Origin of the sequence: Agrobacterium sp. InxBP2, assembly GCF_026191755.1 — a bacterium.
GTDB classification, from domain to species: domain Bacteria; phylum Pseudomonadota; class Alphaproteobacteria; order Rhizobiales; family Rhizobiaceae; genus Agrobacterium; species Agrobacterium pusense.
Genome location: NZ_JAINDY010000030.1, coordinates 94515 through 114631 on the forward strand (window position 1 = coordinate 94515; position 20117 = coordinate 114631).

The 20117-nt window shown below is 58.7% G+C and carries 22 protein-coding genes; 10 read left to right on the forward strand and 12 right to left on the reverse strand.

What is annotated here, in order from left to right; translation table 11 throughout:
* Nucleotides 1–149: 149 nt before the first annotated feature.
* The 3 genes from fabI to fabA all read right to left on the reverse strand — a co-directional run bounded on the left by fabI (nucleotide 150) and on the right by fabA (nucleotide 2777).
* On the reverse strand, nucleotides 150–956 hold the full coding sequence (gene fabI / locus K7A42_RS15660) for an enoyl-ACP reductase FabI (RefSeq protein ID WP_022555382.1): 807 nt from the start codon (nucleotides 954–956) through the stop codon (nucleotides 150–152).
* 6 nt (nucleotides 957–962) lie between these two features.
* On the reverse strand, nucleotides 963–2186 hold the full coding sequence (gene fabB, locus K7A42_RS15665) for a beta-ketoacyl-ACP synthase I (RefSeq protein ID WP_006699799.1): 1224 nt from the start codon (nucleotides 2184–2186) through the stop codon (nucleotides 963–965).
* A gap of 75 nt (nucleotides 2187–2261) precedes the next feature.
* Nucleotides 2262–2777, reverse strand: a complete 516-nt coding sequence (fabA, locus tag K7A42_RS15670; RefSeq protein WP_003507274.1) for a 3-hydroxyacyl-[acyl-carrier-protein] dehydratase FabA — start codon at nucleotides 2775–2777, stop codon at nucleotides 2262–2264.
* 316 nt (nucleotides 2778–3093) lie between these two features.
* On the opposite strand from fabA, the gene irrA reads away from it, so the two are divergent.
* Nucleotides 3094–3513 (forward strand): iron response transcriptional regulator IrrA, encoded by a 420-nt coding sequence (gene irrA / locus K7A42_RS15675; protein WP_003493135.1) that lies wholly within the window; start codon nucleotides 3094–3096, stop codon nucleotides 3511–3513.
* A 75-nt stretch (nucleotides 3514–3588) separates the two neighbouring features.
* Here irrA and K7A42_RS15680 read toward each other — a convergent pair whose 3' ends face one another.
* Nucleotides 3589–4227 (reverse strand): trimeric intracellular cation channel family protein, encoded by a 639-nt coding sequence (locus K7A42_RS15680; protein WP_004439220.1) that lies wholly within the window; start codon nucleotides 4225–4227, stop codon nucleotides 3589–3591.
* Between the two features lie 77 nt (nucleotides 4228–4304).
* Between K7A42_RS15680 and K7A42_RS15685 the strand changes: the two genes are divergently transcribed.
* Nucleotides 4305–4823, forward strand: coding sequence for a hypothetical protein (locus K7A42_RS15685; RefSeq protein WP_006699798.1), 519 nt, complete (start codon nucleotides 4305–4307; stop codon nucleotides 4821–4823).
* 12 nt (nucleotides 4824–4835) lie between these two features.
* Here the strand turns inward: K7A42_RS15685 and K7A42_RS15690 are convergent, their stop codons facing one another.
* A complete protein-coding gene (locus K7A42_RS15690; protein ID WP_112766038.1) occupies nucleotides 4836–5546 on the reverse strand; it encodes a YoaK family protein in 711 nt (236 codons plus the stop codon).
* 205 nt (nucleotides 5547–5751) lie between these two features.
* On the opposite strand from K7A42_RS15690, the gene K7A42_RS15695 reads away from it, so the two are divergent.
* The 8 genes from K7A42_RS15695 (at nucleotide 5752) to K7A42_RS15730 (ending at nucleotide 13031) form a co-directional block, all read left to right on the forward strand.
* Nucleotides 5752–6693, forward strand: a complete 942-nt coding sequence (locus K7A42_RS15695; RefSeq protein ID WP_072493808.1) for an ABC transporter substrate-binding protein — start codon at nucleotides 5752–5754, stop codon at nucleotides 6691–6693.
* 133 nt (nucleotides 6694–6826) lie between these two features.
* A complete protein-coding gene (locus K7A42_RS15700) occupies nucleotides 6827–7600 on the forward strand; it encodes an ABC transporter permease (protein ID WP_282455525.1) in 774 nt (257 codons plus the stop codon).
* Nucleotides 7600–8385, forward strand: coding sequence for an ABC transporter ATP-binding protein (locus tag K7A42_RS15705; protein ID WP_282455526.1), 786 nt, complete (start codon nucleotides 7600–7602; stop codon nucleotides 8383–8385). Before K7A42_RS15700 ends, K7A42_RS15705 begins: the two co-directional genes overlap by 1 nt.
* Before the next feature lie 34 nt (nucleotides 8386–8419).
* On the forward strand, nucleotides 8420–9157 hold the full coding sequence (hutC, locus tag K7A42_RS15710) for a histidine utilization repressor (RefSeq protein WP_142182072.1): 738 nt from the start codon (nucleotides 8420–8422) through the stop codon (nucleotides 9155–9157).
* Between the two features lie 189 nt (nucleotides 9158–9346).
* A complete protein-coding gene (gene exbB, locus K7A42_RS15715) occupies nucleotides 9347–10504 on the forward strand; it encodes a tonB-system energizer ExbB (RefSeq protein ID WP_282455527.1) in 1158 nt (385 codons plus the stop codon).
* Nucleotides 10505–10510: 6 nt separating this feature from the next.
* Entirely contained in the window at nucleotides 10511–10996 is a 486-nt protein-coding gene (gene exbD / locus K7A42_RS15720) for a TonB system transport protein ExbD (protein ID WP_006699793.1), read from the forward strand.
* Nucleotides 10993–11922, forward strand: coding sequence for a TonB family protein (locus K7A42_RS15725; RefSeq protein ID WP_006699792.1), 930 nt, complete (start codon nucleotides 10993–10995; stop codon nucleotides 11920–11922). Before exbD ends, K7A42_RS15725 begins: the two co-directional genes overlap by 4 nt.
* Before the next feature lie 119 nt (nucleotides 11923–12041).
* The gene (locus K7A42_RS15730; RefSeq protein ID WP_022555390.1) at nucleotides 12042–13031 is read left to right on the forward strand and encodes an Ldh family oxidoreductase; all 990 of its coding nucleotides are present in this window, start codon (nucleotides 12042–12044) and stop codon (nucleotides 13029–13031) included.
* A 220-nt stretch (nucleotides 13032–13251) separates the two neighbouring features.
* Here the strand turns inward: K7A42_RS15730 and K7A42_RS15735 are convergent, their stop codons facing one another.
* From K7A42_RS15735 to phnE (K7A42_RS15765), 7 genes are all read right to left on the reverse strand, one after another.
* Complete coding sequence (locus K7A42_RS15735) at nucleotides 13252–13497, reverse strand: LuxR C-terminal-related transcriptional regulator (protein WP_037089505.1); 246 nt, start codon at nucleotides 13495–13497, stop codon at nucleotides 13252–13254.
* 455 nt (nucleotides 13498–13952) lie between these two features.
* Nucleotides 13953–14993, reverse strand: coding sequence for an AraC family transcriptional regulator (locus tag K7A42_RS15740; protein WP_037089502.1), 1041 nt, complete (start codon nucleotides 14991–14993; stop codon nucleotides 13953–13955).
* Nucleotides 14994–15079: 86 nt separating this feature from the next.
* Nucleotides 15080–15676, reverse strand: a complete 597-nt coding sequence (phnN, locus tag K7A42_RS15745; RefSeq protein ID WP_037089499.1) for a phosphonate metabolism protein/1,5-bisphosphokinase (PRPP-forming) PhnN — start codon at nucleotides 15674–15676, stop codon at nucleotides 15080–15082.
* Nucleotides 15673–16809, reverse strand: coding sequence for an alpha-D-ribose 1-methylphosphonate 5-triphosphate diphosphatase (locus tag K7A42_RS15750; RefSeq protein ID WP_004439239.1), 1137 nt, complete (start codon nucleotides 16807–16809; stop codon nucleotides 15673–15675). Before K7A42_RS15750 ends, phnN begins: the two co-directional genes overlap by 4 nt.
* Nucleotides 16806–17504, reverse strand: coding sequence for a DUF1045 domain-containing protein (locus K7A42_RS15755; RefSeq protein ID WP_282455528.1), 699 nt, complete (start codon nucleotides 17502–17504; stop codon nucleotides 16806–16808). The genes K7A42_RS15750 and K7A42_RS15755 overlap by 4 nt, the downstream gene beginning before the upstream one ends.
* A gap of 274 nt (nucleotides 17505–17778) precedes the next feature.
* A complete protein-coding gene (gene phnE / locus K7A42_RS15760) occupies nucleotides 17779–19128 on the reverse strand; it encodes a phosphonate ABC transporter, permease protein PhnE (protein ID WP_037089497.1) in 1350 nt (449 codons plus the stop codon).
* Nucleotides 19128–20114 carry a phosphonate ABC transporter, permease protein PhnE gene (phnE, locus tag K7A42_RS15765; protein ID WP_282455529.1) on the reverse strand — a complete coding sequence of 329 codons (987 nt, stop codon included), beginning with the start codon at nucleotides 20112–20114 and terminating at the stop codon, nucleotides 19128–19130. Before phnE (K7A42_RS15765) ends, phnE (K7A42_RS15760) begins: the two co-directional genes overlap by 1 nt.
* Nucleotides 20115–20117 lie beyond the last annotated feature (3 nt).

Consider the following 20117-nt stretch of genomic DNA (forward strand, 5'->3'; position numbering starts at 1 on the left):
AACCGTTGAATTGTTGCGGACCATAATCAACCGATGTTTAAAATCAGTTACCTCGGTGATTTATACTTTAGTGATTTATGAAAATGACACAGACGCCAAATGAAAAAAGCCCGGCACGGTGCCGGGCTTTAATAAACGAGGGACGGTGATTATTCCGCGTCCGCTTTGGACAGAACCTCGAGCGTGGGTGTCGAGGTGATATTATAGCCGCAGTCTACGTAATGGCACTCGCCCGTCACGCCGCGCGAGAGGTTGGACAGAAGGTAGAGCGCAGACCCGCCGATATCGTCGATATCCGCCGTCCGTCTCAGCGGCGCGTTCTTCTGGTTCCATGCGTAAATGGCGCGCGCGTCGGAAATGCCCGCACCTGCGAGCGTGCGGACCGGACCGGCCGAGATGGCGTTGACGCGGATATCGCGCGGGCCGAAATCTGCAGCGAGATAACGCACGGAAGCCTCGAGCGCCGCCTTGGCAACGCCCATGACGTTATAGTTCGGAATGACGCGCTGCGAACCGTTATAAGTCAGTGTCAGCATGGAGCCGCCATTCGTCATCAGCTCGGCGGCGCGCTTGGCGATTTCCGTGAAGGAGAAACAGGAAATGACCATGGTGCGGCTGAAATTCTCGCGCGTCGTATCCGCGTAAAGGCCCTTCAGCTCGTTCTTGTCGGAGAAGCCGATGGCATGCACGACAAAATCCAGCGCGCCCCATTTTTCGCGAATCGTCTGAAACAGCGCGTCCACAGAAGCGATATCTTCGACATCGCAAGGCACGATGAAGTCGGAGCCAAGTTCCGCGGCGAGCGGTTTGACACGCTTGCCGAGCGCTTCACCCTGATAGGTGAAGGCCAGTTCCGCGCCCTGTGCCGCAAGTGCCTTGGAGATACCCCAGGCGATGGAGTGATTGTTAGCGACGCCCATGATGAGGCCGCGTTTACCCTGCATGATGCCGTTCATGGGCAATTATCCGTTATGACGCTGGAAGACGAGCGTGGCGTTGGTACCGCCGAAGCCGAAGGAATTGGATAGGATGGTGTCGATCTTGGCATTGTCGATGCGGCTGCGAACGATCGGAACGCCCGCAAATTCCGGATCGAGTTCGGAAATATGCGCGCTCTCGCCGATGAAACGTTCCTGCATCATCAAGAGGCCGTAGATCGATTCCTGTACACCAGCCGCGCCAAGCGAATGGCCAGTCAGCGACTTGGTCGACTGGATGTGCGGGATCTTATCGCCGAAGACTTCGCGGATCGCGCCGATTTCCTTGCTGTCGCCAACCGGCGTCGAGGTGCCGTGGGTATTGATGTAGTCAATGTCGCCCTTGACGGTGGAAAGAGCCTGCCGCATGCAGCGGATTGCGCCTTCGCCTGAGGGGGCAACCATGTCGTAACCGTCAGAGGTCGCGCCATAACCGACGATTTCGGCATAAATCTTGGCACCGCGTGCCTTTGCGTGTTCCAGCTCTTCGAGAACCAGAACGCCCGCACCGCCGGCGATGACGAAGCCGTCGCGGTTGACGTCATAGGCGCGCGAGGCGACGTCCGGGGTCTCGTTGAATTTGGACGACATGGCGCCCATGGCGTCGAAAAGGTTCGACATCGACCAGTCGAGGTCCTCGTGGCCGCCAGCGAACATCACGTCCTGCTTGCCCCACTGGATCATCTCGGCGGCGTTGCCGATGCAGTGCGCCGAGGTGGAGCAGGCCGAAGAGATGGAGTAGTTGACGCCGTGGATCTTGAACCAGGTCGCGAGCGTGGCCGAAGCGGTGGAGGACATCGCCTTCGGCACGGCAAACGGACCGATGCGCTTCGGGCTGTTGTTCTTCAGCGTAATATCGGCAGCTTCGACGATGGTGCGGGTGGAAGGACCCCCCGAGCCCATGATGATGCCGGTGCGCTCATTGCCGCTGATATCGCTCTCTTCCAGACCGGAATCGGCGATTGCCTGCTTCATGGCAACATGGTTCCACGCGCCGCCCTGCGACAGGAAGCGCATGGCGCGGCGGTCGACCAGATCGGTGGGGTCGAGAGAAGGCTTGCCCCAGACCTGGCACTTGAAACCGTGTTCGGCAAAATCCGGCGAAAAAGAAATGCCGGATTTGGCATTGCGCAGCGACGCGGTGACTTCAGCGGCATCACCGCCGATGGAAGAAACAATACCGAGGCCGGTGACAACAACTCGTCTCATGAAAGGGACCTTTTCTTAAGATTTCGGCTGGACAACCGAAGCCGCCCGGCGTTTGTCTGAACTATTCCGTCTGCCTCAGGCAGCCTTTTCCTTGGACAGGCCGACCCGCAGGTCTGTCGCCTGATAAATGGTTTCGCCGTCCGCCTTCAGCCAGCCGTCCGCAGTTCCAAGCACCAGACGGCCACGCATCACGCGCTTGAAATCAATACCATATTGAAGGAGCTTGGTGTGAGGGCGCACCATGCCCTTGAACTTCACTTCGCCAGTGGAAAGCGCCATGCCGCGGCCTTCTTCGCCCAGCCAGCCGAGGAAGAAGCCGGTCAGCTGCCACATGCCATCAAGGCCGAGGCACCCCGGCATGATCGGGTTGCCCTGGAAATGGCAGGGAAAATACCAGTCATCGGGGCTGACATCATATTCGGCACGGATGAAACCCTTGTCGAACGCGCCGCCGGTTTCTGAAATTTCGGTGATGCGGTGAACCATGAGCATGGGGGGCAATGGGAGCTGTGCATTTCCCGGGCCGAACAATTCGCCGCGACCGCAGGACAGGATCTCCTCGTAATTGTAACTTGATTGCCTCGTTGCCATACCGCTTTCACTTCCCCAATTACTGGTGTTGATCGACTTCACTAGAGCAAGTTAGGTTCAAAATGAAGCGCTGCAAGGGCAGAGGCGGTTCCGCCCCCATTCTTTGTCTTCGAACCTTCTTTGCAGAAGTCATTACCTCAATATGCCGTCCGCATACAGGAACCATCCGGCCGGAACCAGAGGAAATTTGCAGGAATGGCCGGTTTGCGGCCATTTGCGACACTCGGCGGCGCTGAAACTATTGAAAGCATTCCCTGCAAAAGATATATGCTATTGCAATTGACGGGTGGCATACCTCTGTTTGGAATGGGATTGCATGGCATTTGACGCCACATTGGATATCGGAACGAGGCTGCGGCGCTCTGGGCTGAGGCCCACGCGCCAGCGCGTGGCTTTGGGCGATCTTCTCTTCGCGAAAGGTGACCGCCACCTCACCGTCGAGGAACTGCATGATGAGGCTGTGACAGCTGGCGTGCCCGTTTCTCTCGCAACGGTCTACAACACGCTGCATCAGTTCACCGAGGCCGGTCTCATCCGGGTTCTCGCCGTGGAAGGTGCCCGTACCTATTTTGACACCAACGTGTCGGACCACCATCACTTCTTCGTGGAAGGCGAGAACGAGGTTCTCGATATACCTGTCAACAATCTCCAGATCGGCAATCTGCCGGAAGCGCCTGAGGGCATGGAAATCGCCCATGTGGATGTGGTGATCCGCCTCCGCCGCAAGCGCGGCTGAAGTTCTTCGGTTCGACAATGGATGTGCAAATGGCGCCCGCGGGCGCCATTTCTGTTTTCAGCGTCGTTCCATGGGTCACTTCATGACATCTTCCGGGCGTCTGCCGGGCTTGCCTTTATAGGGCGGGAAAGTCCAGCCGAAGATCAGCGCGCCGGACCGGATCCCAAAGGCCATCAGCACGCCCGCTGCCGAAGCGGCGTAAAGCGGCGCGCCGAAGAAATAGACGACAATGAAGGTGGAAGAGCCCAGAAGCGCGCAGGTGATGTAGATTTCCGGCCGCAAGAGCACGGACGGCTCACCGGCGAGAATATCGCGCAAAACCCCACCAAATGTTGCCGTCAGAACGCCGGTGACAATGGCGACAGTTGCCGAACCGCTTGCTGCGAGGCCCTTGGCCGCTCCCATGACGCAATAAGCAGAAAGGCCGAGCGCATCGAGCCAGATCAATACCCGGTAACGGGATTCGAACAGATGTGCCGTGAAGAACAGCAGCACCGCCACCGAGACGCAGACGAGAATATAGGTGGGGTTGATGACCCAGAACACGGGCGTTCTGCCGAGCACGAGATCACGCACCGTGCCACCGCCGATACCGGTGGCCGCCGCAAAAAACAGGAAGCCGATCAGGTCGAGCTGCTTGCGCGAAGCGGCAAGCGCACCGGTTGCGGCAAACACTGCCACGCCGGCGTAGTCGAGAAAACCCAGAAGTGTCATGAAAAGGTTCCCCCCGGAACACGGGCGGCGAACACGTCAGTGTCGCGCAAGCACTAAACTCTAGGCTGGCCGCCCGGATGATCGCAACATCCATAACCCAAACGGATGCAAAGGAAAATGCCGTGCGAATCGCTCTCGTTGCCGCTCTTCAGGCGCTGGTTCTCTTGATGTTCCCGGTGGCGCTCTCGGCGCAGCAGCAGCTGGTGAGCGATCCGGAGATTTACGAGAAGGATCATTTCCGCAACGAGTGCAAGGTGGCAGCATTCGGCGACGATTTCGTCACACGGCTGGATATCAACAATGACGGGTTGATGGATGCCGTCGTCAATCACGGGGTTCTGGATTGCGATGGCGAAAAAGGCCGCGCCTGTGATGACGAGGGATGCCCCTATAATTTTTACGTGCAGGTGAAAGAAGGCGGCTACCTGATGATCGCGACGGCCCGCATCTACGGTTATGACTTCATCAAGCGGTTCGGCAACATGGTCTTCGTGCTGAAGATGCATCCGCGTTATTGCGAGCGTACTGATAAGGAGCCCTGCCTGATGACAGTGCGGGTGCGCGGGACAAAATTCGTCACGATCTCGCGAAAGTGAGCGCAACGGTTGCTACGGCGTAATCCGCCGGATTTTCACCCTCTGATTATAGCGCTGTCGGAGTGAGCGCGGAATGATGAGTGTGGCGATGGCGACAACGAAGACAGCGACCGCCACGACCCAGAGAGCATCCGACTGCATCTTGGCCCCGAGAACGGCACCGCATATCGCACCGCTCAGCATGCCCAGCCACGGCACGATCTGGATGCCCCAATCAAAGCTCCGGTCACCGAGAAGAAAGCGGCCGATGCCTCGGCCGAAACGGGAAAGGGCACCCGTCACATAGGTAAGGCCGATCGGCAGTCCCTCGATATGCTCGACGGCCGCGTTGACCATGCCCATGGCGAAGACCACGAGGTAAAATTGCACGAGGCCCGAGCTCTCGCCACGAAGCAGTGCCGAAATGGCCACAAGCGATCCGACCGCCATGAGGACTGCAAATATACGCCGCTCGAACTTGTGGGCCACCACGATCCCGCCCGCGTTGCCCGCCACAAAGGCAATGATCGCGACAAGGAGTTTCACGGCGTGGGAATAGATGCCCGCTTCCGCTGAAACCGCGGCGCGCGTGGTATTGCCGGTCATGAAGGATACGAAGTCGCCGGAAATATGCAGTCCAACCGCATCCGTCATGCCCGCGATGAAGGAAATGGCGGCAACCAGCGCGATACCCGTGCCGGTCCTTCTGGCCTTGATGATATTACGACGTCTCTGTCTGGTCATGGAGAGCTCGATACGGGAAATCGTTGGGCCTGCTCGCCGGCCGCGTTCTCTATGTCTAGAATGGCTGGCCGTGCATTTGCAATCACTTCAGGGATGTGCGTGCGCTTTCTGTTTTGTCTAGACAAATACAAAATGCCTGCCTACGATGCCTCAAATAAAGCGAAAAACAATGTCGCACAAAAATAAATCAAAAGGGGTTCCGATCATGAAAAAAACCTGGGTTTTCGCCGCTCTGGCGGCACTTTTCTCATCCGCTTCCGCCTATGCCGAAACGTCCGTGACGATAGGCATGTCGGGCTGGACGGGTTTTGCACCACTGACGCTTGCAAAACAGGCCGGCATTTTCGAAAAGAACGGCCTGAAGGTCGAGATCAAGAAAATCCCGCAGGCCAGCCGCCATCTCGCTCTCGCTTCCGGCGACATCCAGTGCGCCGCCACCACGGTGGAAACCTGGATCGCCTGGAACGCCAATGGCGTGAAATCCACCCAGATTTTCCAGATGGACAAATCGCACGGTGCCGATGGCATCGCGGTGCGCAGCGATGTCGCAAAGGTCGCGGACCTCAAGGGCAAGACGGTGGCCGCGTCCGCACCGGGCACCTCTCCTTATTTCTTCCTCGCCTGGATCCTCAAGGAAAACGGCCTGACACTGAAGGATGTGAAGGTCGTCAACCTTGAGCCGGGGCCGGCCGCGCAGGCTTTCGTCGCCGGACAGAACGATGCAGCCATGACCTATGAACCCTATCTCTCTACCGTGCGCGCCGCTCCCGACAAGGGTAAGATTCTTGCCACGACACTGGATTATCCCGCGGTTATGGACACGTTTGGCTGCACGCCAGACTTCCTGAAGGCCAATCCGCAGGCAGCCAAGGCTCTGGCGGACAGCTATTTCCAGGCACTTGATCTTATCAAGGCCGATCCCGAAAAATCCTATGCGACGATGGGCGCGGATGTGAAACAGTCCGGCGAGGCCTTTGCCGCTTCGGCAAAATTCCTCGAATGGCAGGACAAGGCCGCCAACCAGAAATTCTTCGAGGGCGAGTTCAAGACTTTTTCCGAAAAATCGGCTGACCTGCTGCTCGAAATCGGCGTGATCAAGTCGAAGCCCGATCTTTCGACCCTCGCGGACACGTCCTTCATCAAATGACGGAAACAGCCAGCTGCATTTCCCTCTCGGATATTGCAGCCAGTAAGAAGCGCGACAGTGTTCCCGCATCTTGAGTGCGGGAACATGTTGATGGCGTGGCGAAGTGCCGCGCCGGTTCGGGACAGGCGACAGAATGCAACCACTTCAACCCATAAAGAACAGCACGAGGATAGCGCTCGGCATCCTGTTCTTCGTGCTTTTTTTCTCTGCCTGGGGCTTTGCCACGCTGAGCGGTTTCGTGTCGCCGACCTTTCTGGCCGACCCCGTCACCATGCTGAAGGATGGTATCTATCTGCTGACGGATCAGGGTTTTGCCAGCGATATCGGCATGACGATCTGGCGTGTCGTGGGCGGTTTCGTGCTGGCCTCCATAGTCGCCGTCCCCCTCGGTATCGCCATGGGGGCTTATAAGCCCATCGAGGCGCTGCTTGAGCCTTTTGTCTCCTTCGCGCGTTACCTTCCGGCTTCCGCCTTTGTGCCGCTGCTCATTCTCTGGGCCGGCATCGGCGAGATGCAGAAACTGCTGGTGATCTTCATCGGCGCCGTCTTCCAGATCATCCTGATGGTGGCTGTGGCCGTCGCCGGCACGCGGCGGGATCTGGTGGAGGCCGCCTATACGCTGGGCGCGAGGGATCGGGGTGTGGTGCGTCGAGTCCTCATTCCCGCCAATGCGCCCGACATTGCCGAAATCCTCCGTCTCGTCCTCGGCTGGGCCTGGACCTATGTCATCGTCGCGGAACTGATCGGCGCCTCCTCCGGTATCGGCTACATGATCATCAACAGCCAGGCGCTGATGGCGACCGGCCAGATCATCTTTGGCATCATCGTCATCGGTGTTATCGGCCTTATCTCGGATTTCGCGTTCAAATCGCTGAACCGGAAGCTTTTTGCCTGGAGGCTTGCCTGATGAGCGAACTCGTTATCAAGGGCGTCAGCCGCACCTTTCCAGGCGTACAGGGCGGGCAGCCGACGCTGGCCCTGCAGCCCACCAATCTGGAAATCCCACGCAATGATTTCGTTACCATCCTCGGTCCTTCGGGATGCGGAAAATCGACCCTGCTGCGCATCATCGCCGGGCTTGACCGTCCGACAACGGGCGAGGTGCTGTTGTCAGGCGGGGCGGTGACTGGCCCGGGGGCGGACCGCGGCATGGTGTTCCAGTCCTACACGCTGTTCCCTTGGTTGACGATCCGTGAAAACGTCGCTTTCGGCCTGCGCGAACGCGGCGTTGCGGAGAAGGAAAAATGGGAGATCGTTGACAGCTATATCGACAAGGTCGGCCTGCGTGGTTTCGAAAACCATTGGCCGAAACAACTCTCCGGCGGCATGCAGCAGAGAACGGCCATTGCCCGCGCCCTGGCAAATGGCCCGAAAATCCTGCTGCTCGACGAGCCTTTCGGCGCTCTCGACAATCAGACCCGCGGGCTGATGCAGGAATTGTTGCTCGGCATATGGGAGCGTGAGCAGAAGACGGTCATTTTCGTCACGCACGATATTGAGGAGGCGGTTTTCATGGCGTCGCGCGTGGTGACCATGTCTGCGAGGCCGGGCCGTATCAAATCGATCACGCCGGTCGACCTGCCGCATCCGCGCCACTACACCGTCAAGGCCAGCCCGGAATTTTCCGAACTGCGTGCAAGGCTGACGGAAGAAATCCGCAGCGAAGCGATCGCCGCCGCCGCTCACGGATAGCAGCGTATGGAACGGGGAGGATAGAAGCATCGGGATGAGGGGCACAGGCGCCGATCTTCAGGAAAAGTCACTGCACGAGCGAATCCGCAACGATGTGGAGCGCCACATCATGTCAGGCGAATGGCCGCCGGGATATCGTATCCCATTCGAACACGAAATGACCCGCCAATATGCCTGTTCGCGCATGACGGTGAACAAGGCTTTGGGAGAACTGGTGCAGCGGGGTCTTATCGAAAGACGCCGGCGTCTCGGTAGTTTCGTCCGTCAGCCCCACGCGCAATCGGCCGTGCTGGAAATCCATGATATCGAACGCGAGGTGCAGGCACTTGGGCTGACTTACAGGTATCGCCTCGATAAGCGGCGTCTGCGGCCAGCGGGTAGAGACGATGGAGCGGCTATGGCGCTTGCGGCCGATGCGCCCGTGCTGGAACTCACCTGCACGCATTTTGCGGGTGGCGTCCCATTTTGTCTGGAAGAGCGCCTCATCAATGTCACTGCTGTTCCGGAGGCCGAGTTTGCCGATTTTTCGCAGATCGGCCCCGGAACGTGGCTGCTGAAGATGGTGCCCTGGAGCGCTGCCGAACATCGCATCAGCGCCGTCTCGGCCGACCGCAAAAATGCCGCTGCGCTGGGTATCCGATCGGGAGCCGCCTGTCTGGTCATCGATCGCCGGACCTGGCACGGAACGGATTACATCACCCGCGTGTCGGTCACCTATCCCGGTGACCGACACGCGCTCGTTGCGCAGTTTTCGCCTTCGCAGAGCAGCTGAAGACGGTAGATCGGTCAATTTTTTGTAAAGAAGAGTTTACGGGTCGTCTTTTGGCAATATAATAGTTGTCAAAAGAACTCAGGTTTATTATCGGAACGTCAAGCTTTTACGACGGCATCCGTTATGACCCCGGTTTCAAACCGGTCAATCTGCGGATGGGTTCATCGACGGAAATCCGGGATAAAAAACATGTCAGTTGCGACCACCACTTCTTCCGCGTCTCTCAACAAGGCAAGCAGGACACGGCGCATTTCCCTTGCCACGACGGTTACCTTACTGGTTGGATTGAGCGCCGGTGCGGTCTTCGCTCAGACGGCATCCGAACCCCAGATTCAGTCCGCACCGCAAGCGGAAACGGTCCAGCCGGCACAGCCGTCCCCACAAACCCCGGCGGCGCTGGACGCTCCGGTCGTTCAGCCGAACCAGCCTTCCATGCCCGCACAGGAACAGCCGGCAGCCGTGGCGCCTGCACAACCTCAAAACAATGAAGCCGCGCCTGCACAGCCCGCACAATCTTCAGTCGCTCCCGCCCTGACACCCGAAGGTGCCGCGCCGACCAACGAGGTTTCAACCCCGGTAGAGCCCGTCGGCGCCGAACCGGCAAGTGCCGAACATCGCGCGGATATCCCACACAACCTGTCCCCCTGGGGCATGTTCATGGCGGCGGACTGGGTCGTGAAGGGTGTCATGATCGGTCTGGCCTTCGCCTCGCTGGTGACCTGGACGGTGTGGGTTGCAAAGTCGGTTGAACTTGCAGGTGCGCGTGTTCGGGCCGGCGCAACGCTGAAGGTCATTCGCAAGGCGAAAACTCTTAACGAGGCCACCGAGGCTGTCGAGAAGAAGGGCGGACCTGCGGCGCTCATGCTGCGCATGGCAACTCATGAAATGCAGCTTTCCGATGCCGTGGTCGAACATACGGATGGCGGCGGTATCAAGGAACGTGTCTCCTCGGCGCTGTCGCGTATCGAAACCCACGCCGGTCGCCGCATGTCACGCGGGACGGGCGTTCTGGCAACGATCGGTTCCACCGCCCCCTTTGTCGGCCTGTTCGGCACCGTCTGGGGCATCATGAACTCCTTCATCAGCATTTCGGAATCGCAAACCACCAATCTCGCCGTCGTCGCGCCCGGCATTGCCGAAGCGCTTTTGGCCACCGCCATCGGCCTCGTTGCCGCCATTCCCGCAGTGGTGATCTATAACGTCTTCGCGCGCTCGATCACCGGATACCGCCATCTGCTGGCGGATGCCGCAGCGGGCGTGGAGCGCCTCGTCAGCCGCGACCTCGATTTTCGCCGCATTCCGCCGGGCAGCACCAGCAAACCCGCAGTATCGCTGGTTGGACGGTGATCGGACATGGCTGGAGGAATTCGCGAAAACAGCGGTGACGATCTCTCCGAAAACCATGAGATCAATGTCACGCCCTTCATCGATGTGATGCTGGTTCTGCTCATCATCTTCATGGTGGCCGCGCCACTCGCCACCGTCGATGTGAATGTCGATCTTCCCGCATCCACCGCAAAACCCGCGGAGCGACCGGAGGAGCCGCTGTATCTTACGGTCAAAGACGATCTCTCGCTTAATCTGGGCAATGATGCGGTGGCCCGTGAAGCCTTGGCGGCCGCCATCGACCGCCAGACGGGTGGCAAGAAGGATACCCGCATCTTCCTGCGTGCAGACAAGGCGGTTGATTACGGCCACTTCATGGAAATCATGAACCTGCTGAGAGATGCCGGTTATCTGAAGATCGCCCTTGTGGGGCTGGAAAATGCCGCTGCCGTATCGCAGCCTCCGGCTGCTGGCCAGCCCGCCCCGTCGGCGGTGCAGGAAGCGACGCCATGAGTGAAAACGGCTATCCACAGGCCCGACATTCCCGCCTTTGGGAGGTGACGCTGTGGTCCGCCGCGGCGTTGCTGATGCTCAGCGTCCATGCCGGGTTCGCCTATTATCTGATGCAGGAGCCGGATGAGCTTGAGGCCGGCGGGCCGCCCCCCGCCGCCATCATGATCGAAATGGCGGCGATACCGGAAGCCGTCCAAACTGAAGAAACGACGCAGGCACAGGATGTCGAGGACGCCGAAGAAGTGAAGAGCGACAGCAGCGAACCGGTTGAGGAAGCTGCTCCCGAAGAGACCCCTCCACCACCTGAACCGGTTGCCGAAACGCCGCCACCGGAGCCGGTGCAGCCGCCTGAGCCACCGGTCGAGGAGATCGTCGAACCGCAGGAAATTCCCGAGCCGGTTGAGCCTGTCGATCCCGTTCAGGAGCAGATGATGGCGGAACTTGAAAATGTCGAGGTCCCCTTGCCCGTCATGCGGCCTCCGCCTCCGCCCGTCGAAAAGAAGGTGGAAAAGAAAGAGCCTGAAGAGAAAAAGAAGGTCGAGCGCCAGCGCCCCAAACCGCAGCAGGCCTCGGAACTGCGTGAAACTGCGAAGGCGGAAGCCCAGCAATCCGACCGCACGGCCGCATCGCGCAGCAATGCCGGCTTCTTTTCTTCGTCATCCGCCTCCCCGGCAAAATGGGGATCGAAAGTCCGCTCGCATATTCAGCGCCGCAAACCACGTTCACTCCGCAGCGATGCAATGACTGCGACGGTGCGGTTCCGCGTCAATGATGCCGGTGCCATCAGCGGTGTCAGCGTTGTTCAGTCCACCGGCGATTCGTCCGTGGATCAGCAGATCGCCGCCTGGATTCAGAGCGCGTCGCCCGTGCCCGCCCCGCCGCCGGAAGCAAACAGGACGATCACGCTGCCGATCAGCATCCGCTAGCAGCTCCCCTGGCGGGACCGATTTTTTCCGACCTGTCCCGTGGTGTGGCCTCAATGATATTTCGCGAATGTTCTCGATGGTGTAGGTCTTGACGACATCACAAGCAGAGGCATTCCGGAATGAAATTCTCAATCGCAGAGGCGGAGGATCTCGTATCCTCTATCTTTGAGCGCAACGGCGTCCTACCGCAAAACGCCCGCTCGGTGGCAAAGGCGCTCGTCGCCTCCGAGGCCGCCGGGCAGGGTGGTCATGGTTTTCGCCGTATACCCGTTTACGTGCGTCAGGCCCGTGTAGGCAAGGTCGATGGCAAGGCGCGTCCGGTGGCCACACGGGTGAAGCCCGGCGTCCTCTCGGTCGACGCCAATCATGGTTACGCCTATCCGGCGATCGATCTCGCGCTTGAGGAATTGCCTGAAATGGCGCGCCAGCAGGGGATCGCGCTCGCCGCCATCCACCGTTCCCATCACGCCGGCGTCATGGCGCTGACTGTCGAACGTATTGCCGAAACGGGTCTCGTGGCGCTGATGTTCGCCAATGCGCCTGCGTCCATGGCACCCTGGGGCGGCAGCAAGCCGCTTTATGGTACGAACCCGATTGCCTTTGCCACGCCCGTTGGCGGCGCTGATCCACTCGTCATCGATCTGGCTCTCTCTAAGGTCGCACGCGGAAAAATCATGGCGGCGCGCCAGAAGGGGGAGACGATTCCGGGCGACTGGGCGCTTGACAGAAATGGCCGACCGACCACCGATCCGGAGGAGGCCATAGAAGGAACCATGGTTCCTGCGGGCGAAGCCAAGGGCGCAGCGCTGGCGCTGATGGTGGAAATCATGGCCGCTGCAATTACCGGCGGAAACTTCGCCTTCGAGGCTTCCTCCCTTCTGGACGACAAGGGTGCGCCCCCCTCGCTCGGACACACCATTATCGCAATAGACCCTGTATCATCAGGCGGCTCTGCCTTTACCGAAAGGCTGGCTCTCATCGCCCAGGAGATAGAAAAACAGGAAAATGTCCGCCTGCCCGGTCGCCGCAGCCAAGGTATCCGCAAACAGGCGTTGGAAAGCGGTATCGTGATCGAAAGCGATATTCTTGGCGAAATTCAATCGCTTTGACCGGACATTAAAAACCCGGCGGGTCGACCGTGACCCGCCGGGTAAACCGTAAATGGCTGCGTTTATCTGCATCGATGGGACCGGACATCATGTCCAGCCGCCATTTGGTCCGCCGATCCCGCCATTGATATGGAAGGATTTTGACGCAGAAAGCCGCTCATCCGGTTTTCAGCTTCCGGAAAGGACTTTGTCGCGGAAGCTTGAGTTGAGCAGGTGGCGATTATGCCTCCTGTTCGATCAGGCCGCGCAGCAGGGCAATACTGACGGTATTCAGCAGATTGGTCGCACCCAGCCTGTGGCGCACCTTTTCCAGAGTATCCTTGACGTCCGCCTCGTCGGCGCCGACTATCACGGCGACGTGTGAGGGATGTTTGCCCCGCGCGACCAGCCCCAGATATTGCCGCTCACGCTCCGAGAGGACGACTTCATGCATCTGGCGATGTTCATGCGGCGTATTTGAAGACATTTCTTTCAGCCTCAAAAAAGATTGCCCTTCCCGGGCAGGAGCAGGCAGTGTTCATTCTCCGACACCAGCTCGTTGGCCGCTCCGTCCACACGCGAACAGAAACGCCAATTTCGCCAATAGGTTTCATCTGGCCTCAGGAGTTTTGCGGTAAGGGGCCGCTTTCGCAGCCTGTAAATCCGATGCGGACGTTCTATTCCAGCCATTGAGGGCCTGCGACAACGACGCCCAGCGACGACAATCTGTCTGGCGTAAAATGCAGTTTCAAAGCTTTGGAATGTTTTCGTCACACCCGAAGGAGATCGGCGCTCTAATAATCGATGTGTTCCACCGATAAAATAACATGACGCGCCAAGTTTTTCATTTTATTGTTATGTTTCGGCACACATCGCGACAACTGTTGATATATTCATCAACTTTAATGCCTCGTTCCGAAATATTGATGCTGTAGCCATGTATTATCCGGCGGAATGATGCGCGTGTTTCCGGCGAATATCCGTAGGTGTTGCCCCGAACCAGCGGGAAACGGAGCGGGAAAATGCACCTGGGGTCGAATATCCAAGCCGGTAACTGATGTCGGAGACCGGAAGATCACTTTCCACCAGAAGCTTGAATCCGGCATTCTTGCGAATGGCATCCTTTATCTCGTTGAGATTGGTCCCGAGTTCGGCAAGGCGCCGCTGAAAACTGCGTTCCGAAAGGTTGAAATAAGGGGCAATCTCGCTGAGCGAAAGCTCCGCATCGGAAAGCCTCATCTGCATATACCGCTTCACCTGATCGATGAAATGCGTCGCGTCCGCCGATGTCTCCGGTCGGAGCATCCGGCACTGCAAATTCATCAATTCGAACAGGCGTTCATCGGCGTTGGGATTGGCCACCTCGAGGAGAGATAAGGGAAGGCGCATGGTATGGATCGGTTGGGAAAAGCTGATCCGCTTCGTCATTCTTTCTTTAAATAATTGAATATTATCGGGTTTCGGTCGCTCCATCCCAATCTCGATCTGATGGATGCGCTCTCCCAGAATATCGCGGAGTCGCTGTATCAGGATTGCCAGGGACAGATCGACATATTGATCACGCTTGACAATCACCGGTGCAAAAGACCATGACAGCGTCACCCCGGTCGCATCTGCAACCATGGTGAAATTGCTGTTATTGGTCGCATAATAGACGTGATCCTGAAGAAAGCGCAGAAACGCCCGCACCGTCGGGGCGCTGATCAGGCCATATCCGAAAGCACCGGACGCGCCGGCGGGAAAAGTGGAGGCGCACTGCAATCCGAAAGCGTCGTCGCCGGATATCAGGGCGCAGGTTTCCAGCAGACGGCATAATCTATCGAGGCTGATGCGCTCTGTGAGACTTCCGAAATTGTCGGGATCGATCTCAAGAGCCTTGCAGATGGGTGCGATATCGATGCCACGCCCCCGCGCATAATTGTTGACGCCGGCGGCCAGACCGGCCACCACAGTTATTTCGTCGCTGAGCCTCTTTTCGGGCATCCCTAGCCTTGGCGTACCATGTTTGGAAATTGTCGCCTGATGGTAAGCCTCGCGCACCCGTTTGTCGAGCAGCGCGGCCGGGGATTTTATGTACGGTTGCGGACGCTTTGCTCCAGAAGCTGCATCATTGTTTTTCCCGCATCTTCGATCGCGCCGCTGTTGTCCACAGTGATCACGTCAAAATCGCCGTCGACACAGAGAGCACTACGTTCCAGCCGTCGCAGGATATCGTCGCGGCTCTCCCGTCCTCGCTGTTCCAGCCTTCGTGCCAGAACCTCCGGTCGCGCCACGATATTTACGACCTTCAGGCGGGAAAAAGCAATACCGAACTGAGGCAGGGCCGACCGGGAACCGTTGGCGATAACCACGTCCCCGGCGTCCAGCTGACGATAGACAGCGGCCGGAATGCCATATTTCAGCCCATGCGCCTGCCAGGAGACTGCGAAAGCGCCTTCACTCTCAAGCCGGTTGAATTCCTGCATGGAAACTGCGTCGTGGTTTTCACCGCCCGCGTCGCCACTGCGGGTAATGACGCGGCGGGTAAAGTGAAAGCCCGGCCGGCCTGACAGCTGCATTGCCGCATAATCCATCAGCGTATCCTTGCCGGCCCCGCTGGGGCCGACAATGACGATCATGGTTCCGGGCGATCCCTCGCGCCGGCTGTCTTGTCCGTCGCCGGTCATGCCACGCGCTTGCCCAGACGCCAGACGGAACGTGCCACGGGAACGCCATCTTCGCGGTGAACCCGGACCAGATCGGCCCGCAGACCGCCGGCTATGCGGCCGCGGTCGTGAAGACCAACGGTCCGCGCCGGTGTGGCGGTGACCATACGCAGAGCTTCCGGCAGCGTGATGGCTTCCACCTGATCGGCAAGCAGGAACGGCGCGAAGAGCAGGCTGAAGGGCACGTAGTCGGAAGAGAGAACATCCAGAACACCAATTTCGGCCAGATCGCGGGCGGCGATGTTGCCGGAATGGGATTTGCCGCGAACGATGTTCGGGGCGCCCATCAAGACACTCATGCCGGCGCTGTGCGAAGCTTTTGCCGCCTCGACGCTGGTGGGAAATTCCGCCAGCTTCACGCCGTGACCAATCGCTTCGCCGACATGCGCTTCGGTTGCATCGTCGTGGCTCGCAACGGTGATTCCACGCTCGGCGCAGCGGGCAGCCAGATAATCACGATGTTTGGCGGAATATTCCGCCGACGCCGCCTGCCTGCGCCGCACGAATTCGGCGAACGCCTCGTCGCTCAGACCGCGCTTCTTCTGATAATAGAAAATATACTGATCCATCGACTGGAACTGGCGCTGGCCCGGGGAATGATCCATCAGCGAAATCAGCCGCACGCGCGGATCGGTTTCGAAATCTTCAAAATGCTCCAGCACATCGGCGGAAGCGACCTCACAACGCAGATGCAGCAGGTGGTCCGAGCGCAGGCGGTTCTGATCCGCCGCCGCCTCGATGGCGTCAGCCATTTCCCGCATTTCACCTTTTTTGAAACCACCGTCTTCATCCGAGCCAAGTCGCAGGCAATCGAATACGGTGGTGATGCCGGAGGCCGCCACCTGTGCGTCATGGGCCTGAATGGCGGCAATCTTGTCCCAGATGACACCGGGGCGCGGCGAATAATGCTGCTCGAGATGGTCGGTATGCAGTTCCACCAGGCCGGGAATCAGGAAATCGCCTTCAAGATCTTCTCCGGTCTTGGAGGCGCCTTCGCTGATATCGGCGATCTTGCCGTCGCGGATCAGAACGGAGCCCAGAATAATATCGTCTTCCAGAACGATACGGGCGTTGGAAAGGGCGTGCTCAGTCATGGTGTCGCATCTTCCTTTGGCTGCTGGTCAAGCGGGTGCCAGCTGTGAACGGTGAAGGGGGCGCCGCGCGTTTCTTCAATGAACAGGGCGAGGCCGGAAACGGTGAGGGGTTTGTCGGTGAATTCGGCAAATCGTGCGGTGAGAAGCTCACGCACGGCGGGCTGTTCGCTTTCGTCGATCCGGCCGGTCAGCGTCATGTGAAAACGGAAATCATCCATGACATGCGGATAGCCCCAGAGCGAAAGATTTTCCCGCTGGCTTTCGGTCAGCATCTGCGGCCGGCGGCGGGCAATATCTGTTTCGGACAGGGGGGCGCGGAACCGGTCGAAATGATCCACGATCTCCGCCGCAAAGTCTTGCAGCGGCTGGTAAATGCGATCCGGCACCAGGGCGAAGAATGGCCCAAGTGCACCAACCACGATACGCGGAATGTCAAAGGCCGGCTGGCTTGCAGCAAAGTCCGCGACGGCCACCAGCAGCTCTGCTTCGCTGTATTTCTCGGACAGCTCGAAAGGCGCTTTCAGGGTTGCGTGGAAGCCATAACGGCGGGGCTCTTCCGTCATCTCTGCATAGTCGGCATGGTCATCATGCAGTCTGCCGGAAAACGCGTTTCGTCCAAGCCAGCGGGATGCCGTTTCGGTCAGAGGATGATCTTTAGCCGGAGAAAAATAGATGGCATAGCGCACGGCAAGCACTCTTCGGTGTCATGGAAAACCAGGGATGAGAAGCTATTTGGCGTGACTCGCCCGCCTCCCGCAAGGTCAGGAGTGCGAAGTAATCTCTTTCCGTGACAGAATGATGATGCGGATGGAAAAAAGCGCACCCGGAACCTCATAGAGGTTAAGGGTGCGCTTGGGGATAAGTTAGCCCTACGGACGCGGGACGGAGAAAGGATCAGTCGCTTCTCCTGATGTGCGGGGCGGGATGACCAACGCTTGCGGCGTCACGTGAAGTCCCGCCTTGCCGGGTTTAATGCTGCGTTTTTCCGATCAGACGCGAACGCAGCGAGTTAGAAATGTGGTCGAACAGGAAAACGACGAAGAGGATCAGCAGGACCATATAGGCCACCTTGTCCCAGTCGGCATTGGTGCCCATCGCTTCCAGCAATTTCAGGCCGATACCCCCGGCTCCCACCGCACCGATGATGGTGGCGGACCGGGTGTTGCTCTCCCAGAAATAGAGTGACTGTGAAATGAACACCGGCAGAACCTGCGGCAGCACGCCGAAGCGATTGACGGCAATCGGCGAGGCGCCGACCGATTTGACACCCTCGCGCTGCTTGTCGTCGACATTCTCCAGCGCCTCGGCATAGACCTTTCCGAGCGCGCCGGTATCGGTGAAGAAGATCGCGGCAATGCCGGGGATCGGTCCCGGGCCGAAGCTGCGGGTGAAGAACAGTGCCCAGATGAGCATGTCGATCGAGCGCAGAAAATCGAAAAGGCGCTTCATGCCCCAGTTCGCCGCCCTGTTCGCGGTGATGTTGCGTGCGGCGATAAAGGCGAGCGGCAGGGCAACGACGGTGCCGAAAAGCGTACCCACGAAAGCCATGACCAGCGTTTGCATCAGCTTGGACAGGATGTCGGCGTGTTGCCAGACACTGTTGTCGAGAAAATCATCGACCATATGGCTGAGATTGGAGCGCGCGGGATCGAGCCTCTCTTCCCAGAGAGCGAGAGCGGCAAGCTCGCCATAACCCTTGCCCCAGAATTCCGATTTCGTATCGAACAGGAAGTTCGCCCATCCAAGGAAACGGCGCTGCACATAAACCTGACTGGTGCGGATTTCCGCCTGACCGGCGAAACCGTAATGCACCAGCACCTTCTTGCCGTCCTGCTGGATTTCGGCAGGCAGCCCCTGTGGTGCAACAACGCCGTCGTCGTTGATCATGACGGGATAGTTCTTGCCGTCGACATAGACATCCACGCGGGTTGGCGTCACATCGAGGCGGTTTTCCGAACCCACATAAACAACGCTGTAACCGCCATCGGGCAGGGGTTGCAGCCAGTCGATCTTCGCATCGACCGGATATTGACCGCGGCTCGACCATTGCGGTTCAACCTTGCCGGCTTCGAAACGGAGGCGCGGTTGGGCGCGCCAGGAATACCAGTCCTGGATGTAGCTGGAGGCGCGATCCCATCGGCCCTGCATGAAAGCCGGACCAACATTGAAGAGGAAAAAGCAGCCGACGAGGTAGGCGGTGACGGCAAGAAGTCCGACAAGCAGACCATATCGCTGCATGAAACTGCGATTGAATACCTCAGGATGCGCAGCCGTCAGCCTCTCGCGCTCGGCAGTGTTGAGAATGAAGCTGGAAGACATCAGGCCGCTCCCCGTCCGAATTCGAAGGATTGATGGCCGATCAGCCTGCGGCGCAGCCAGCCGGAAAACTGATCGACGGCGATGATGGTGATCAGCAGCAGAATGATGATGGCATAGGTCTTCGACGCATGATCATTGCCGATGGACAGCCGGAACACTTCGCCGATGCCGCCGCCGCCCACGGCGCCGATGATGGTGGAGGCGCGCACGTTGATTTCGGCGCGCAACAGCGCATAAGAAACGAAATTTGGCAGCACCTGCGGCACGATGGCGAAACGCACCCGCTCCAGCCAGTTGGCACCGGCGGCGCGCAGGCCTTCATCCGGCTTCATGTCGGCATTTTCCACCACTTCGAAGAAGAGCTTGCCGAGAGCGCCGATGGTATGGACCGAGATTGCGATGATCGCCGCGATCGGACCGATCGACAGAATGGCTGTCAAAAGCCCGGCGACGACGATTTCAGGAAAGGCGCGCAGCACTTCCATCACCCGGCGCACCAACCAGCGCACAAGGCCGGCGCCAACGAGATTGGTGGAGGCGAAGAAGCAGAGCACGAAGGCGAAGCCGGTGCCGATGATTGTCGAGACCAGCGCAATATTGAGAGTGATGATCAGCTGGTAGATGAAGTGCGGGATGTAGAAACTGCTGGTGATGTAAACGCGATCCGCGACATAGTTGTATTTCAGCGAACCGTCCGCATAGGGCGACGGCAGGTCAAACATGGCCCGGAAGATTTCCAGCGGACTATCGGGTACGAAGGTCTTCATGAAATCGAAGAAATAGGGCAGGCGCTCGAAAAATTTGCCTGAGTTGGCCGCATTGGCGAAATTCAGGGAGACGGCAAGGATGACGAGAAAGATCACGAGCGAAATGACGGTATAGATTCGCCGAGTCGCAAGCTGCTGTTGATAATGACGCATGACCGTCTGGGACGATGCGCTCAATCCTTCTGGCGAGAAGGTACCATGGTGCAGTGTGGTCGCCATGCC